11 protein-coding genes are annotated in these 15,259 nt (G+C 65.6%); all 11 read left to right on the top strand.

The window, feature by feature from the left end:
• The first annotated feature begins 3 nt into the window (after positions 1-3).
• The 11 genes from AC3A4Z_RS16500 (at position 4) to AC3A4Z_RS16550 (ending at position 15,206) form a co-directional block, all read left to right on the top strand.
• On the top strand, positions 4-945 hold the full coding sequence (locus AC3A4Z_RS16500) for an ABC transporter permease subunit (RefSeq protein WP_493972928.1): 942 nt from the start codon (positions 4-6) through the stop codon (positions 943-945).
• Positions 942-2,864 (top strand): dipeptide/oligopeptide/nickel ABC transporter permease/ATP-binding protein, encoded by a 1,923-nt coding sequence (locus tag AC3A4Z_RS16505; protein ID WP_498712742.1) that lies wholly within the window; start codon positions 942-944, stop codon positions 2,862-2,864. The genes AC3A4Z_RS16500 and AC3A4Z_RS16505 overlap by 4 nt, the downstream gene beginning before the upstream one ends.
• Positions 2,861-3,736 (top strand): ATP-binding cassette domain-containing protein, encoded by an 876-nt coding sequence (locus tag AC3A4Z_RS16510; RefSeq protein WP_493972926.1) that lies wholly within the window; start codon positions 2,861-2,863, stop codon positions 3,734-3,736. Before AC3A4Z_RS16505 ends, AC3A4Z_RS16510 begins: the two co-directional genes overlap by 4 nt.
• Positions 3,737-3,795: 59 nt before the next feature.
• Positions 3,796-4,656, top strand: coding sequence for a sugar phosphate isomerase/epimerase family protein (locus AC3A4Z_RS16515; protein ID WP_498712743.1), 861 nt, complete (start codon positions 3,796-3,798; stop codon positions 4,654-4,656).
• A gap of 62 nt (positions 4,657-4,718) precedes the next feature.
• Positions 4,719-5,885 carry a Gfo/Idh/MocA family protein gene (locus AC3A4Z_RS16520; RefSeq protein ID WP_498712744.1) on the top strand — a complete coding sequence of 389 codons (1,167 nt, stop codon included), beginning with the start codon at positions 4,719-4,721 and terminating at the stop codon, positions 5,883-5,885.
• Positions 5,886-5,965: 80 nt separating this feature from the next.
• A complete protein-coding gene (locus AC3A4Z_RS16525) occupies positions 5,966-7,027 on the top strand; it encodes a substrate-binding domain-containing protein (RefSeq protein ID WP_493972923.1) in 1,062 nt (353 codons plus the stop codon).
• 111 nt (positions 7,028-7,138) lie between these two features.
• Positions 7,139-8,545 (top strand): glucuronate isomerase, encoded by a 1,407-nt coding sequence (gene uxaC, locus AC3A4Z_RS16530; RefSeq protein WP_498712745.1) that lies wholly within the window; start codon positions 7,139-7,141, stop codon positions 8,543-8,545.
• Positions 8,542-9,954 carry a mannitol dehydrogenase family protein gene (locus tag AC3A4Z_RS16535; protein ID WP_498712746.1) on the top strand — a complete coding sequence of 471 codons (1,413 nt, stop codon included), beginning with the start codon at positions 8,542-8,544 and terminating at the stop codon, positions 9,952-9,954. The genes uxaC and AC3A4Z_RS16535 overlap by 4 nt, the downstream gene beginning before the upstream one ends.
• Before the next feature lie 219 nt (positions 9,955-10,173).
• The gene (gene uidB / locus AC3A4Z_RS16540) at positions 10,174-11,607 is read left to right on the top strand and encodes a glucuronide transporter (RefSeq protein ID WP_498712747.1); all 1,434 of its coding nucleotides are present in this window, start codon (positions 10,174-10,176) and stop codon (positions 11,605-11,607) included.
• Positions 11,608-11,658: 51 nt separating this feature from the next.
• Complete coding sequence (manD, locus tag AC3A4Z_RS16545) at positions 11,659-12,888, top strand: D-mannonate dehydratase ManD (RefSeq protein WP_498712748.1); 1,230 nt, start codon at positions 11,659-11,661, stop codon at positions 12,886-12,888.
• A gap of 47 nt (positions 12,889-12,935) precedes the next feature.
• Positions 12,936-15,206, top strand: coding sequence for a gluconokinase, GntK/IdnK-type (locus AC3A4Z_RS16550; RefSeq protein ID WP_498712830.1), 2,271 nt, complete (start codon positions 12,936-12,938; stop codon positions 15,204-15,206).
• Positions 15,207-15,259: the final 53 nt, after the last annotated feature.

Raw genomic sequence — 15,259 nt, forward strand, 5'->3', positions numbered from 1 at the left:
TCCATGATCAGGTTCATTGCGAAAAGGCTGGGCAGCGGGCTGGTGGTGTTGTTCGTTGTCTCGGCACTCACCTTCACCCTGCTGTACACGTCCAGCGGAAGCATCGCCCGGAACATCCTGGGCGACCAGGCCACGCCTGAACAGGTTGCGCTGAAGGAACAGGAGCTGGGACTCGACCAGCCCCTCATCGGCCGCTACTTCACCTGGCTGGCAGACGCCCTCGGTGGTGATCTGGGAGCTTCCTGGTTCACCTCGGAGCCCGTGGCCAATTCCCTCGCAACCCGTATCCCGGTGACCATGACGATGGTTTTCGCCGCAATGATCCTGATCGCCATTTGCGCCACGCTGATCGGCGTTGCCGCGGCAGTGAAGCGCGGCTGGGTGGACAGGGCGGTCCAGGTGGGTGCAATCCTTGGCGACTCCGTCCCGGGATACGTCATCGGCGTGTTCCTGGTGACCCTCCTGGCCATCCAACTGGGCTTCTTCCCGGCCACCAGCACCATCTCTCCCGGGGTGGGTGCCGAAGCCTGGGTCTACTCGATGACCCTTCCCGTGATCGCCCTGCTGATCAACGGCGTGACGGGCGGCGCGCAGCAGATCCGCAGTGCCGTCATCAAGCAACTAGAGCGGGACTACGTCCGGACGCTGCGCAGCCGTGGCATCGGGGAGCGGGAGATCCTCTTCAAGCATGTGCTGCGCAGTGCCGCTCCCGCAGGCCTCACCGTACTGAGCCTGCAGCTGATCGGCATGCTGGGCGGCGTGGTGATCATCGAGCAGATCTTCGCGCTGCCAGGCATGGGCCCGCTGGCCGTCACCGCCACCGGCCAAACGGACCTTCCCGTAGTCATGGGAGTGGTGATGTACACCGTTGTGGTGGTCATCGTGGTGAACCTCCTGGTGGACATCCTCAATGGTTGGCTCAACCCGAAAGTGCGTGTGTCATGAGCGATTCCGTAGAAACTGCGGCGGTAGCCGCCCCCGTTCCCGCCGGACAGAGCGGCACGGTGGTCCGCTCCACCGTTATCCGTCGCCTCCTCAAGAACCCCCTCGGCATCGCGTCCATAGTGATCCTGGGGAGCATCGCGCTGCTGGCCATTTTCGCCCCGGTCCTGGCGCCCTTCGAGGAGAACTTCGCCAACATCGCCAAGACCCTCGCAGCGCCGGACTCAGTGAATATCCTCGGCACGGACAGCGCCGGGCGGGACACCTGGAGCCGCCTGCTCTTCGGCGCGCAGCTCACCCTCCTCTCCGCCTTGCTCTGCGCCGGTGTGGCCATTGCCATCGGCCTTCCCGCAGGCCTGATCGCCGGCTATTACGGCGGAAAGTTCGAGGGAGTATCCAACTGGGTGGTCAGCATCCTCATGAGCCTGCCCGGCCTGATCGTGCTGCTCACCATCCGGGCCGCCTTCGGACCCTCCGTATGGATTTCCATGATCGCCTTCGGTGTCCTGATCAGCCCGTCCTACTTCCGGTTGACCCGAACCGCGGTCCAGTCCGTGCGCAACGAGCTCTACGTTGACGCCGCAAGGGTTTCGGGCCTGTCGGACCTGAGCATCATCGCCCGCCACATCTTCTCCGTGGTCCGAGCGCCCATCATCATCCAGACCGCAGCCATCGCCGGCGTGGCCATCGCCATCCAGTCCGGCCTGGAGTTCCTGGGCCTGGGCGATCCCACCAGGGCAACCTGGGGCGTGATGCTCTCGGAAGGCTTCAAGAACGTCTACCTGACGCCCACCCTGCTGCTCTGGCCCGCCCTTGCCATGGCCCTGACCATCGGCGGCCTGGTCCTCCTGGGCAACGCCATCCGCGACGCCCTGGAGGACGGCGAAAAGATCAAGCACCGCCGCCAGCGGACCCCTGTTGCGGGTACTTCCGCGGAACGCACGACGGCGGAACGCGCCAAGGCGCGCCAGGCCCGTAAGACAGTGGCCGCCGTCGACATCGGCACCGAGCACCACCTCGTGAAGGTGACCCACCTCGGCGTCGGCTACCCGCAGGCGGACGGTTCGGTCAAGAAGGTGGTGGACGACGTCTCCTTCCACGTGGACCGAGGCGAGATCCTGGGGATCGTGGGTGAATCGGGCTCGGGCAAGTCCCAGACCGCGTTCTCCATCCTGGGACTGCTGCCGGACAACGCCCGCATTGTGGCAGGTTCCATCCAGTTCGACGGCAACTACACTGTGGCGCCGGGGGAGGACCGCGTGAACCAGGACAGGCTGTCCAGGCTGCGCGGCAAGCGGATTTCCTACATCCCGCAGGAGCCCATGAGCAACCTTGACCCGGCCTTCACCATCGGCTACCAGCTGGTGACGCCCATGGTCCGGGTCCTGGGCATCACCAAGGCAGAGGCCCGGAAGCGTGCGCTGAAGCTGCTGGCCGACGTCGGGATCGCCAACCCGGAGCGGACCTTCCAGGCCTACCCGCACGAGGTCTCCGGCGGCATGGCCCAGCGCGTGCTGATTGCCGGTGCCATCAGCTGCGAACCGGACCTGGTGATCGCGGACGAACCCACCACGGCGCTCGATGTCACAGTGCAGGCCGATGTGCTGGACCTGCTGCGTGAACTCCAGCAGCGCCTGAACATCGGCGTCATCCTCGTGACTCACAACTTCGGTGTTGTCGCCGACCTTTGCGACCGCGTGGTGGTCATGCAGAACGGCCGGCTCGTCGAAGAAGGAACAGTCCGCGAGATCCTCCGCAGCCCGAAAGAGAAGTACACCCAAACCCTCCTTGGCTCCATGCTGGAAGGAAAGACCCCCATGACCATGCTGGTTTCCCCGCCGGAGGGACCCGTTCCCCACGAATCCGGAAGCACTGCTCCGGCAGGACAGGATGCAGCCGCAGAAAAGGAACCGGTGGCATGAGCGCGGTCGAGAACGCCCCGCTGCTGTCGGTGCAGGACCTGGTGGTGGAGTACCCCAGCAAGAGGTTCCGCGCCAAGCCCTTCCGGGCGCTGACGGACATCAACATCACCATCGGCCAGGGCGAAACGCTGGGCCTGGTGGGGGAGTCCGGTTCCGGCAAGACCACGCTGGGCCGCGCTGTCCTGGGCCTGGCCCCTGTGACCAAGGGCAGGATCATCTTCGAGGGCAACGACATCAGCAATGCCAGCCGCAGGGAGCGCCGGACGCTGAGCCGGGACCTGCAGGTGGTGTTCCAGGACCCGTACACGTCCCTGAACCCGGCACTGGAAATCGGCGACATCCTCGCCGAGCCGCTGGGCGTGCAGGGCATGGACGCCACGGCCGCCAGGAAACGCGTCAAGGAACTGCTGGACCAGGTGGGGCTGCCGTCTGACGCGATCCACCGGCTGCCGCGGGAGTTCAGCGGAGGCCAGAGGCAGCGCGTCGCGATTGCCCGGGCCCTTGCCCTGTCGCCCAAGCTGATCGTCTGCGACGAACCGGTGAGTGCGCTGGACCTCTCGACCCAGGCCCGCGTCCTTGACCTGTTCCTGCAGATCCAGAAGGACACCGGGGTTTCGTACCTCTTTGTCTCGCATGACTTGGACGTGGTCCGGCACATCAGCCACCGGGTGGCAGTGATGTACCGGGGCGAAATCGTGGAACAAGGCTCTGCCGACGTGGTCACCACCGACCCCGAACACCCGTACACCCAACGCCTCCTGCTCGCTTCCCCGGTGCCGGATCCGGACCGGCAGGAACAGCGCCGTGCGGAACGGCACCGGCTCCTGGAAGCACAGCGGCAACAGACTGAACAGGCCGGCGCCGCGGCGTAACTGCCCCATAAGCACACACCCAATGGCCGTCACCGGCCGGAACACCACGGAGGAAACCAGTGGCCAAAATAGGCGTACAAGCGATGATGCTCAAGGACAGCTTCGCCGAAGTGGGGGCGTTTGAAACGCTCCGCAAGGTTAACGCGATCGGTTACAACGCCGTCGAAATTTCCCAGTTTCCCATGTCCCCGGAGAACGTGGCAGAGCTGGACCGCTCCCGCACGGAACTGGGCATGGACATCGCCGCTCTCTCCGTCAATATTGAGGGCCGGAAGGGAATGCCGGTGGAATCACTGGCGGACAACTTCGACAAGATCGTGGACGATGCCAAGCGGCTGGACACGTCACTGCTGCGGATCGGGATGCTGCCGTTCCCAGCCATGAAGTCCATTGACGCCGTGATCGACTTCGCGAAGCAGGCCAACGGGTACGCCGAGCGGCTGCAGGAACACGGGATCAGCCTGTACTACCACAACCACCACATCGAGTTCGCCAAGTTCGACGGCACCTACATGCTGGACATCATCGCGGACAACTCGCCGGCCATGGGCATGGAAATCGACGTGCACTGGGTCCAGCGCGGCGGCCTGGACCCTGTCCGGACCCTGCAGAAGTACGCGGGACGGACCGCCATGGTGCACCTGAAGGACTACCGGATCGGACAGATGCCGGCATCCTCGTTCAGCCTCCTGGAGTCCGGTGATTTCGCTGGATTCATGGCCGAATTCAAGAACGTGGTGCAGTTCGCCGAAGTGGGCGAGGGCAACCTGGACTTCCCCTCCATCATCCCTGCCGCCCAGGCCGCCGGTGCCCAATACCTCCTCGTGGAGCAGGACGAACTGTACGGCCGCACGGTATGGGACGCACTGCAGACGTCCTACGACAACCTTGTGGCCATGGGCCACGGCGACCTCTTTTAGGTTTCGACAAGCTCAACCAACCGGCTTCGACAAGCTCAATCAACTTCGAAGGATAAACAACTGTGAGTCAGAAAGTACGCCTGGGCATCATCGGCCTGGGGCAGCAGGGCGGCGCCTACGCCAAGTTCATCACCGACGGCCTCGTCCCGAATATGGAGATCGGCGCCATCACCGATATCGATCCCGCGAAAAGGGAACTGGCCGCTGCCTCGTATCCTGACGTGCCGTTCTACGACGACTACATCGCCATGCTCGAAAGCGGCCACATCGACGCCGTGGTCACCTGTGTACCGCACTACCTCCACCCGGAAATGGGCATCGAATCGCTCAAGCGCAACATCCACGCGCTCGTGGAAAAGCCGGCGGGTGTCTACACCCGGCAGGTCAAGGAACTGAACGAGTTCGCGGCGTCCAAGCCCGGGCTTTCGTTCGGCATCATGTTCAACCAGCGCAACAACCCGCTGTACAAAAAGCTCAAGGAAATCGTCGACAACGGCGAGATCGGCGCCATCCGCCGCACCAACTGGATCATCACCAACTGGTGGCGGCCGCAGGGCTACTACAACTCCAGCGAGTGGCGCGCCACGTGGGGCGGCGAAGGCGGCGGCGTGCTGGTCAACCAGGCCCCGCACCAGCTGGACCTGTGGCAGTGGATCTGCGGCGCGCCGAAGTCGGTGTACTCCAAGGTGGCGTACGGCTTCCGCCGGGACATCGCCGTCGAGGATGAGGTCACCGCCGTAGTGGATTATGGCGACGGAGCCACGGGCGTTTTCGTGACGGCCACCCACGACATCGTGGGCACCGACAGGTTTGAGATCCTCGGTGACCAGGGCAAGATCGTCGTCGAAAATTCCAAGACCGCCATCGTAACCCGCCTGACCCGGCCGGAGCGTGAACTCAGCGACTCCATGGACATGGACGACGTCCGCAAGCTCTTTATGGGACAACTGAAGCCGGAGCAGTACTACAGCACCGAGGTTATCGAGTTCGAGTCCGCCTGGGGCAGCCAGCACGCAGGCGTTCTGGAGAATTTCGCGGCGAACATTCTGGACGGCACCCCGCTGCTGGCCCCGGGCTCGGACGGCATCAACGGTGTCCGCCTGGCCAACGCCATCCACCTCTCCAGCTGGACCGGGCGCGAAGTTCCGCTCGACTTCGACGAAGACGAGTACATGCGGGAGCTGAACAAGCGCATCAGCGAAGAGGGCAAGTTCCCCGAGCGCTCCTAGGGACCATGGTGGCCGGGCGCCCCACGGGGCGCCCGGCAACCGCTGGCCACTTCTTGCCTGATGCTCGTTAGGATGGGGCGGTGACCGAACCCAAGACGCAGGGCCCTGCCGCAACTACTGAGGCCGCCAAAAAACACGCCCGGGCCGGCAAGGGCAATGCCACCATCTACGACATCGCCAAGGTGGCCGGCGTCAACCCGTCCACTGTCTCGCGGGCCTTGAGCAAGCCGGGCCGCGTCAGCGCCAAGACCCAGAAGCTGATCGAGGACGCGGCCGCCGAGCTGAACTACCAGGTCAACCCGTTCGCCCGGGCGCTGCCCACCGGCAGGACCAACACGTTCGGCCTGATCGTCGCGGACATCACCAACCCCACCTTCTTTGACATCATCCGCGGCGCCGAAACGACGGGCACAGCCAGGGACTACACATTGGTCCTGGCCGAATCCGCCGAGTCGGCAGCCACCGAACTCACGGCGGCCCGCCGCATGATGAGCACGGCCGACGGCCTTATCCTGGCCAGCCCGCGCATGGATGACGACGACATCCGCGCCCTCGCCCGTGACAAGCCGGTGGTGGTCATCAACCGCGAGGTGGAGGGCGTGCCGTGCGTGATCCCCGACGTCCGGAAGGGCATAGGGGAAGCGGTACGCAGCCTCGCGGCGAACGGCCACAAAAAGCTCGCCTACGTAGCCGGCCCCGCGCGCTCCTGGATGTCCGCCCGGCGCTGGGAAGGCGTCCAGGCAGCCTGTGAGTGGTCCAAGCTGGAGCCGGTGCGGGTGGAGTCCACCAAACCAACGGTCGACGGCGGCAGGCAGGTGGCGCGCGACGTGCTGGCCACAAAGGCCACGGCCGTGTTGACATATAACGACCTTCTGGCGATCGGCCTGATGCAGGAGCTGCAGGCCGGCGGCATGGTGGTGCCGGACCAGATCAGTATCGTGGGCTTCGACGACATCTTCGGTGCGGACTTCACCACACCGCCGCTGACCACCGTGCGCTCGCCGCTGGGGGAGTGCGGCTCGGGAGCTGCGGCCCTGCTGCTCGAACTGCTCCACGGCAGCGGGGATCCGGCGGGCATCCTCCGGGTGGAGACCGAGCTGGTTCTGCGGGGTTCCAGCGGCCGGCTCCTGCCCAAGGGCTAGCAGCGCCCGAAATTCCTTGCTCCACTACCGGCGCCAACGGGTAGCGGAAACTGAGTGGCAAGTTTTGGCAACCGGTTGACAAGACTGGCATGCAGCCCGGACCATTGACGTATGTCACAGTCGATTGCCGCCAACCCAGACAGGCTCCTGCCCGCTGATCCCGGAACCCGCCGCATAGCCCGGGAGCTCCTGCAGCGCGTTGAGGACCTCCCGATCATTTCCCCGCACGGGCACGTTGACGCCGCAGTCATCGAGCAGAACACGCCTTTCCCGGATCCGGCAGCGCTGCTGGTGAGCCCGGACCACTACGTCACCCGGCTGATCCACGCCAGCGGTGTTCCGCTGGACCGGCTTCGGGAATCGACAACATCGCAGCCGGACAGCCGTTCGGTGTGGCGTGAGTTCTGCAAGGCCTGGCCTTTGTTCGAAGGCACGGCCTCGGGCTACTGGCTCCGCACGCAGTTCCACAGCGTTTTCGGCCTGCAGGGCGAGCTGAGCGAGGCCACGGCCGATGCCAGCTACGACGCGATCTCCGCCAAGCTGCAGGAGCCGGGATTCCGGCCGAGGGAGCTTTTCAAGGACTTCAACATCGAAGTCCTGGCCACCACTGACGATCCCCTTGATTCCTTGGCGAGCCACCAGGCCATCGCGCAGGACCCCACCTTCCACGGCCGCGTCCTGCCCACCTTCCGCCCTGACGCCTACCTGAACATCGCCCACCCGTCGTGGTCGGAGAACGTGGACAGACTTCTCGCGGCAGCGGGCGACGGCGGCACCGGCTATGGTGCGTACCTCACGGCGCTGGAGAGCCGGCGTCGTTATTTTGTGGAGCACGGCGCGGTTTCCGCCGACCACGGCGTCCGCACCCCGGCCACCCTTAAACTGGACGCCGCCGACGCAGCCAGGCTGTTTGAGCGCGCCCGTTCCGGCAAGGCCACGGCGCAGGACCGGGACGATTTCGAAGCGCACATGATGTACCAAATGGCGCGCATGTCCGTGGAGGACGGTCTGGTGATGACCATCCATCCGGGCTCGTACCGCAACCACCACGAGCCCACCTTCAATACCTTCGGCGCGGACACCGGGCATGACATCCCATTCGCCATCAACTACACCGAGGCCATCCGGCCGGTCCTGCAGGACTTCGGCACCGCCAAGGACTTCCACCTGGTGCTCTTCACCCTGGACGAGACCGTGTTCTCCCGCGAACTGGCCCCGCTGGCCGGCTTCTACCCGTCCGTGTACCTGGGCGCGCCGTGGTGGTTCCTGGATGCCCCGGATGCGATGCTGCGGTTCCGCTCCGCGGTCACCGAAACGGCGGGCTTCTCCCGTTCTTCAGGGTTCATCGACGACACCCGCGCCTTCTGTTCCATCCCGGCCCGGCACGACGCCTCCCGCCGGATCGAGGCCTCGTTCCTGGCCCGCCTGGTGGCCGAGCACCGGGTCAGCGAGGACCGAGCCCACGAACTGATTGTGGACATCGTGGACGGGTCGCCGCGCCGGGTGTTCAAGCTGTGAGCACCGAAGTGCGTGCGCCAGTTGTTCCTGCCACGGACCTTCCGCGGCTGAACCGTATCCTGCGCCCGTTGCCCAAAGCCCCGGTCCGGATAGTCCACCTGGGCCTGGGCGCCTTCCACCGCTCGCACCAGGCCTGGTACACCCAGCAGGCCGGCGATGCCGCGGAGTGGGGGATTGCCGCGTTCACCGGCCGCCGCCCCGACGCCGCGGTGGCCCTGGCGGAACAGGACGGGCTGTACACGGTGGTGGAACGGGCTGACACCGGCGACTCCTTCACCGTGGTGGGGAGCATCGTGGAGGCCGTGGACGGCGCGGACCTGCAGCGGCTCACCGGGCTGGTGGCCGCGCCCGGGACTGCCGTGGTCACCCTCACCATCACGGAGGCGGCTTACGGGCTGGGTGCCGACGGCACGCTGGACATCACCGCGCCCGACGTCGCCACCGACCTTGCGCTGTTGGGTTCCGGCAGCGGGCGTCCGGCCACGCCGCTGGGGCGCCTGGCGCTGGCCCTTGCCGCCCGCAGGGACGCAGGCTCCGGGCCGATTGCCGTTGTCTGCTGCGACAACCTGTCCAACAACGGAGCAGTTGCGCGGCAAGCTGTTGCCGGGTTCGCCGGCGCCTGGGATTCCGGGCTCGCTGCCTGGATTGATGCCAACGTCAGCTTCGTCAGCACGTCGGTGGACCGTATTACGCCGCGGACCACGGACCAGGACCTTGCTGACGTGAGGGAGGCCTGCGGGTACCGCGACACTTCGCCGGTGGTGGCCGAGCCCTTCTCCAGCTGGGTACTCAGCGGGGACTTCCCTGCCGGCCGGCCCCGCTGGGAAGACGCCGGCGCCCTGTTTGTGGACGACATCGAGCCGTACGAAAACCGCAAGCTGTGGCTGCTCAACGGCGCACACTCGCTGCTCGCCTACGCCGGGCAGCTGCGCGGCCATTCCACCGTGGCCGAGGCTCTCGGAGACGCCGGATGCCTCCGCGCGGTGCAGGCCTTCTGGGATGAAGCTGAGGCGAACCTGCCTGTTGATCTGGAGATCCCGTCCTACCGGGCCGCCCTGCTCGCCCGATTCAGCAACGCCAGGATCGCCCACAACCTGGCCCAGATCGCCCTGGACGGCAGCACCAAACTCCGGATGCGCGCCGTCCCCGTCCTGCAAGCAGAACGTGCAGCCGGCAGGACAGGAGCAGCCGCCGCACTCATGATCGCCGCGTGGATGGATTACAGCATGGCCGCGACCTTCCAGGACCCCCTGGGGGAAGAAGTGGCTGCTGCCAACCGGCTGTCCGGCACTGATCGCATCAAGGCGCTGCTGGCCGTCGTCGACCCGCTATTGGCCGAGGACGCGGCCGTTGTGGGCCTGGTGGAAGGCCTCTGCGGCACGATGGCCGGCAGCTCTGCTTCCCGCTAGACGCTGGTCCGCCAACCTGCTGACGTTGGGCTGTCCGGCACCTCGAAGGTGCCGGACGGCCCTCTTTCTTGAAAGTTCTATGAGTTTTTGGCAACCGCTTGCCATTTGTTTGCCACGTGATTAGGATTACAGGCAGAGAAACCCCTGCCGGCCGCCCCGGCCCCTTGACGCTGTACTTTTTGGCCGCCCCAGGCCGCCCCGGGTAAAGGAGCCCGCATCATGAAAAAGCTGAGCAAAATGAGCATCGCCGGCTATGGCGCCGGTGACGCCGCCAACAACCTGGCCTTTACCACGGCTACCATGTTCCTGCTGGTCTACTACACCGACGTTGCCGGCATCTCCGCGGCCGCGGCAGGAACCCTGCTGCTGGCAGTCCGGATTTTCGACGCCTTCGCTGACGTCTTCGCCGGCCGCGTGGTGGACCGCACCTTCAGCAAGCGGTTCGGCAAGTTCCGCCCGTTCATCATGTTCGGCTCCTTACCGCTGCTCCTGCTGAGCGTGGCCACCTTCTCCGTCCCGCAGATCGGCGAATCCGGCACCCTGCTGTACGCCTACGTCACCTACGCAGCGCTGGGCCTGGCCTACAGCCTGGTCAACATCCCCTACGGATCCCTGGCCGGTGCCATGACGCAGGACCCGGGGGATCGCGCCAAGCTGGGGGCGGCCCGAATGATCGGCGCCGCGCTGGTGGGTTCATCGCTGGGCATTTTTGTGGCACCGCTGATCAAGCCCGGAGCTGACCTGCAGGCCACCTTCACCGGCATCACACTGGCCTTTGTGGTGATCGGCGCCGCCCTCTATTTCTTCACGGTTTTCACCGCCAAGGAACGCGTCCACCGTGCCGTGCCCAACGTAACCCTCAAGCAGAGCCTGGACACCCTGAAGGGCAACAAGCCGTTGCTGATGCTGTGCTTGAGCTCCTTCCTGTTCCTCTCCGGCTACCTGGCCCTCACCTCGGTCCAGCTGTACTACCTGCGCGACGTGCTGGGGCGGCTGGACCTGTACCCGGTGCTGTCCATCATCCAACTGGTCCTGACCTTCGTCCTGGCCGCCATCATGCCCCGGCTGGTGCGCGCCGTGGGTAAAAAGAACGTCTACATCTACGCCTCCGTGGTCACGGTGATCGGCGGCATCATCGTCTTCCTGACGCCCGCCAGCCAGACCTGGATCGGGTTCGGCGGCCTCCTGCTCAGCCTGGTGGGCGTTATGGCGGTCAGCATCGTGGTGTGGGCCCTGGAAGCGGACACCGTTGAGTACGGCGAATGGAAGACCGGTGTCCGCACCGAGGGCATTACCTACGCCCTCTTCTCCTTCACCCGCAAGACCGGCCAGGCCGTGGGCGGCGCCCTTGCCGCCTATGCCCTCGCCCTGGGCGGCTACAAGTCCGGCGCCGTCCAAAGCGCCGATGCCGTCTTCGGAATCCAGGTTGCTGCCGGTGCTATCCCCGCCGTCCTTGCGCTGCTGGCCCTGCTGGTGATGTCCAAGTACAAGCTCACCGATGCCCTGCATGCCGAGATCCTGTCCGAGATCCGGGCCCGCCGCACCAGCAGCGCTGCCGACGCCGATCCAACCGGCAATGCCGCCGGGACCGCCAGTCGTGTTTCAGGCGAGCATGCTGCCGCCACAAAGCCCGCGGCGCCGACCTTCAACTAAGCCCTCCGCCCCAACCTTCCGCCTCCAGCCCAGCCCCTGAAAGGACTTGCTGTGAAAATCATTGCTGCCGACGTCTTTGTGACCAGTCCCTCCCGGAATTTCGTGACGCTTCGGATCACCACTGAGGATGGTGTGACCGGTATTGGTGACGCCACGTTGAACGGGCGTGAGCTTGCCGTTGCGGCGTACTTGAAGGAGCATGTGGCGCAGCTGTTGATCGGGAAGGACCCGCACCGGATCGAGGACACCTGGCAGTTCCTGTACCGGTCCTCGTACTGGCGCCGCGGGCCGGTGACCATGGCCGCGATCGCCGCGGTGGACATGGCGTTGTGGGACATCAAGGGCAAGATGGCGGGCATGCCGGTGTACCAGCTGCTGGGCGGGGCGTCCCGGAACGGGCTGCGCGCGTACGGGCACGCTTCCGGCGCGGACCTGCCCTCGCTGTTCGACTCCGTGCGGGAGCACCTGGAGCTCGGGTACAAGTCCATCAGGATCCAGACCGCCGTGCCGGGGATCAAGGCCGTGTACGGGGTGGCGGCTCAGGCGCAGGCGTCGGGGGAGCGGTACGACTACGAACCCGCCGGGCGGGGTGCGTTCCCGGTGGAGGAGGACTGGGACACCCGGGCCTACCTGCGCCACCTGCCGACCGTGTTCGAGGCGGTGCGGAACGAGTTCGGCCCCGAAATCCCTTTGCTGCATGACGGGCACCACCGGATGACCCCTATCCAGGCGGCGAAGCTTGGCAAGGCCCTGGAGCCGTATGACCTGTTCTGGCTTGAGGACTGCACCCCGGCCGAAAACCAGGAGGGCCTGCGCCTGGTCCGCCAGCACACCACCACCCCGCTGGCGATCGGCGAAATCTTCAATACGGTGTGGGACTACCAGACCCTGATCAAGGAACAGCTGATCGACTACGTCCGGGCCGCGTCCACCCACTTTGGCGGGATCAGCCCGTTGAAGAAGGTGATGGACTTCGCCGCGCAGTACCAGATCAAGTCCGGCTTCCACGGCCCCACCGACATTTCCCCGGTGGGCTTCGCCGCGCAGCTGCACGTGGGCCTGGCGATCCATAACTACGGGATCCAGGAATACATGCAGCACTCGGACAGGACCAACGAGGTCTTCGAGCAGTCCATGACGTTCATTGATGGCTACCTGCATCCGGGCGACAAGCCCGGCATCGGCGTCGAATTCAACGAAGAAGCCGCCGCGGCCTACCCGTACCAGCAGGCCTACCTTCCCTACAACCGCCTCATCGACGGAACGGTCCACGACTGGTGAACACTGCCCAACCCAACACAGGCCAGCCCAAGCTTCGCATCATCGTGATGGGTGTGTCCGGCTGCGGCAAGACCACCATCGGCGACCTCGTCGCGCGGGAACTTGGCGTCCCGTTCCTGGACGGTGATTCCCTCCATCCCGTGGAGAACGTCGCCAAGATGGCCGCCGGCACACCCCTGACCGACGAGGACCGCTGGCCCTGGCTCGCCACAGTGGGCACCGAACTGGCCAACGCGGCCGACGGCGGCCTGGTCCTGGCGTGCTCCGCGCTGCGCCGCAGCTACCGCGACGCCATCCGGGCGCAGGCGCCGGACACCCTCTTCCTGCACCTGCACGGCAGCAAAGAGGTCTTGCGGGCACGCACCGAAGGCCGCACCGGGCACTTTATGCCGCCCGCCCTCCTTGAGTCCCAGCTCGCCACGCTGGAACCGCTCGGCGCCGACGAAGCCGGCGTTGTCGTCGACATTGCCGCTCCCGTGGAGCAGGTTGTGCGGGAGGCACTCTCCGGGATTACCGCCGTCGGACGTCCCGCTGATGTTGCCGGCACTGCGGGTGACTCAGGCACCCGGCCGCGGCAGTTCGACGTCGACCTCCAGGCTGCGCCGTTTAGTCTCGACGCCGATGCGGTCGCCTGGGTGGAGTCCACCCTCGCCGGGATGAGCCTCGAGGAGAAGATCGGCCAGCTGTTCATCAACCACAACAACGACTACTCCCCGGAGTACCTCGACGGCGTGCTGGAGAACTTACACGTGGGCGGCATGCGCTACCGGCCCGGGCCCGCGGCCGCGGTGCAGGAGCACATCCGCTATGCGCAGGCCAAGACCCGGATTCCCCTGCTGGTGGCGTCCAACCCGGAAATGGGGGGAGCCGGAAGCTGCGACGACGGAACCTTTGTGTCCACGCACCTGCAGGCCGGCTCGCATCCGGACAAGGGCATAGCCCGCCAGATGGGACAGGTGGCCGGTGTGGAAACCGCGGCGCTGGGCTGCAACTGGGCCTTTGCCCCGATCGTGGACGTCCACTACAACTGGCGGAACACGGTCATCTCCACACGGTCCTTTGGCAACACCCCGGAGATTGTAGTGGAGCGGGCCAAGGAGTACTTCGACGGCATCAGTGAGTCCCCCACGGTGTGCGCCATGAAGCATTTCCCTGGGGACGGCGTGGACGAGCGCGACCAGCACGTGGTCACTTCCTACAACACGTTCAGCTATGAAGAGTGGAACCGCACCTACGGGCATGTTTACCGGGAAATGATCGGCCACGGCGTGCAGTCCATCATGGTGGGGCACATCGGCGCGCCGGAACTGTCCCGGCACTTCCGGCCAGGCCTGGCCGATGCGGACATCCGTCCCGCGACGCTCGCACCGGAGCTGCTGCAGGACCTGCTCCGCGGCGAACTCGGCTTCAACGGGCTGGTGCTGACCGACGCCTCGCTGATGGTGGGCCTCACGCAGGCCATGAAGCGCAAGGATCTGGTGCCGGCCACCATCGCGGCCGGCTGCGACATGTTCCTGTTCTTCCGCAACCCCGCTGAGGACTTCCAGTACATGCTGGACGGGTACAAGTCCGGTGTCATCACCGAGCAGCGCCTGCACGACGCGCTGCGCCGGATCCTGGGGCTGAAAGCGTCCCTGGGGCTGCACCGCAAGCCCGCATCGGAACTGGTGCCCGCGCCTGACTCACTTGAGGTGATCGGCAGCGAAGCGCACCGCGCCATTGCGGCGGACATCGCGGACAAGACCGTCACCCTGGTCAAGGACACGGCCAACAACCTGCCCATCACGCCCCAGACGCATCCCCGGATCCGCCTGTACGGCATTTCCGGCGGCGCTGACTTCACCCGGGCCGACCCGCTGGCCTACCTGGACACAGTCAAGGAAGAGCTCGAAGCTGCCGGGTTTGAGGTGCATGTCTTCAAGACTGCCGAGCAGCGGGAAGCGGCGGGGGAGATTGGGATGAACTTCATGCGGGTCCTGTCCGAGGAAGCCACCGGTGATTACGCGGACCGGTATGACGCCGCTTTTGTGTTCGCCAATGTTAAGGGCTTCGCTCAGGAGGCAGCCATCCGGATCAAGTGGTCCTCGCCCATGGCCGCGGAGATCCCGTGGTACGTCACCGAGGTGCCCACGGTGTTTGTGTCGCTCAACCAGCCAAACCACCTGATTGACGTCCCCATGGTGAAGACGGCCATCCATGCCCATGCGGGGTCCCGGGAAGCCATCCGGGCCACCATCGACAAGATCCAGGGCAAGTCCGCGTTCCAGGGAACGTTCAACGACAACGTGTTCTGCGGATCCTTCGACACCCGGCTGTAGGCGGAACTCCTCACACAACAGCAGCGGACGACGGCGGGACCTCCCGCCGTCGT

The sequence above is a fragment of the Arthrobacter sp. Soil_C_49 genome (assembly GCF_057656635.1).

Coding starts and splice junctions, on each gene's coding strand:
- AC3A4Z_RS16550 (WP_498712830.1), top strand. CDS start 12,936: ATGGGTGTGTCCGGCTGCGGCAAGACCACCATCGGCGACCTCGTCGCG.
- uxaC (WP_498712745.1), top strand. CDS start 7,139: ATGTCACAGTCGATTGCCGCCAACCCAGACAGGCTCCTGCCCGCTGAT.
- AC3A4Z_RS16505 (WP_498712742.1), top strand. CDS start 942: ATGAGCGATTCCGTAGAAACTGCGGCGGTAGCCGCCCCCGTTCCCGCC.
- AC3A4Z_RS16510 (WP_493972926.1), top strand. CDS start 2,861: ATGAGCGCGGTCGAGAACGCCCCGCTGCTGTCGGTGCAGGACCTGGTG.
- uidB (WP_498712747.1), top strand. CDS start 10,174: ATGAAAAAGCTGAGCAAAATGAGCATCGCCGGCTATGGCGCCGGTGAC.
- AC3A4Z_RS16500 (WP_493972928.1), top strand. CDS start 4: ATGATCAGGTTCATTGCGAAAAGGCTGGGCAGCGGGCTGGTGGTGTTG.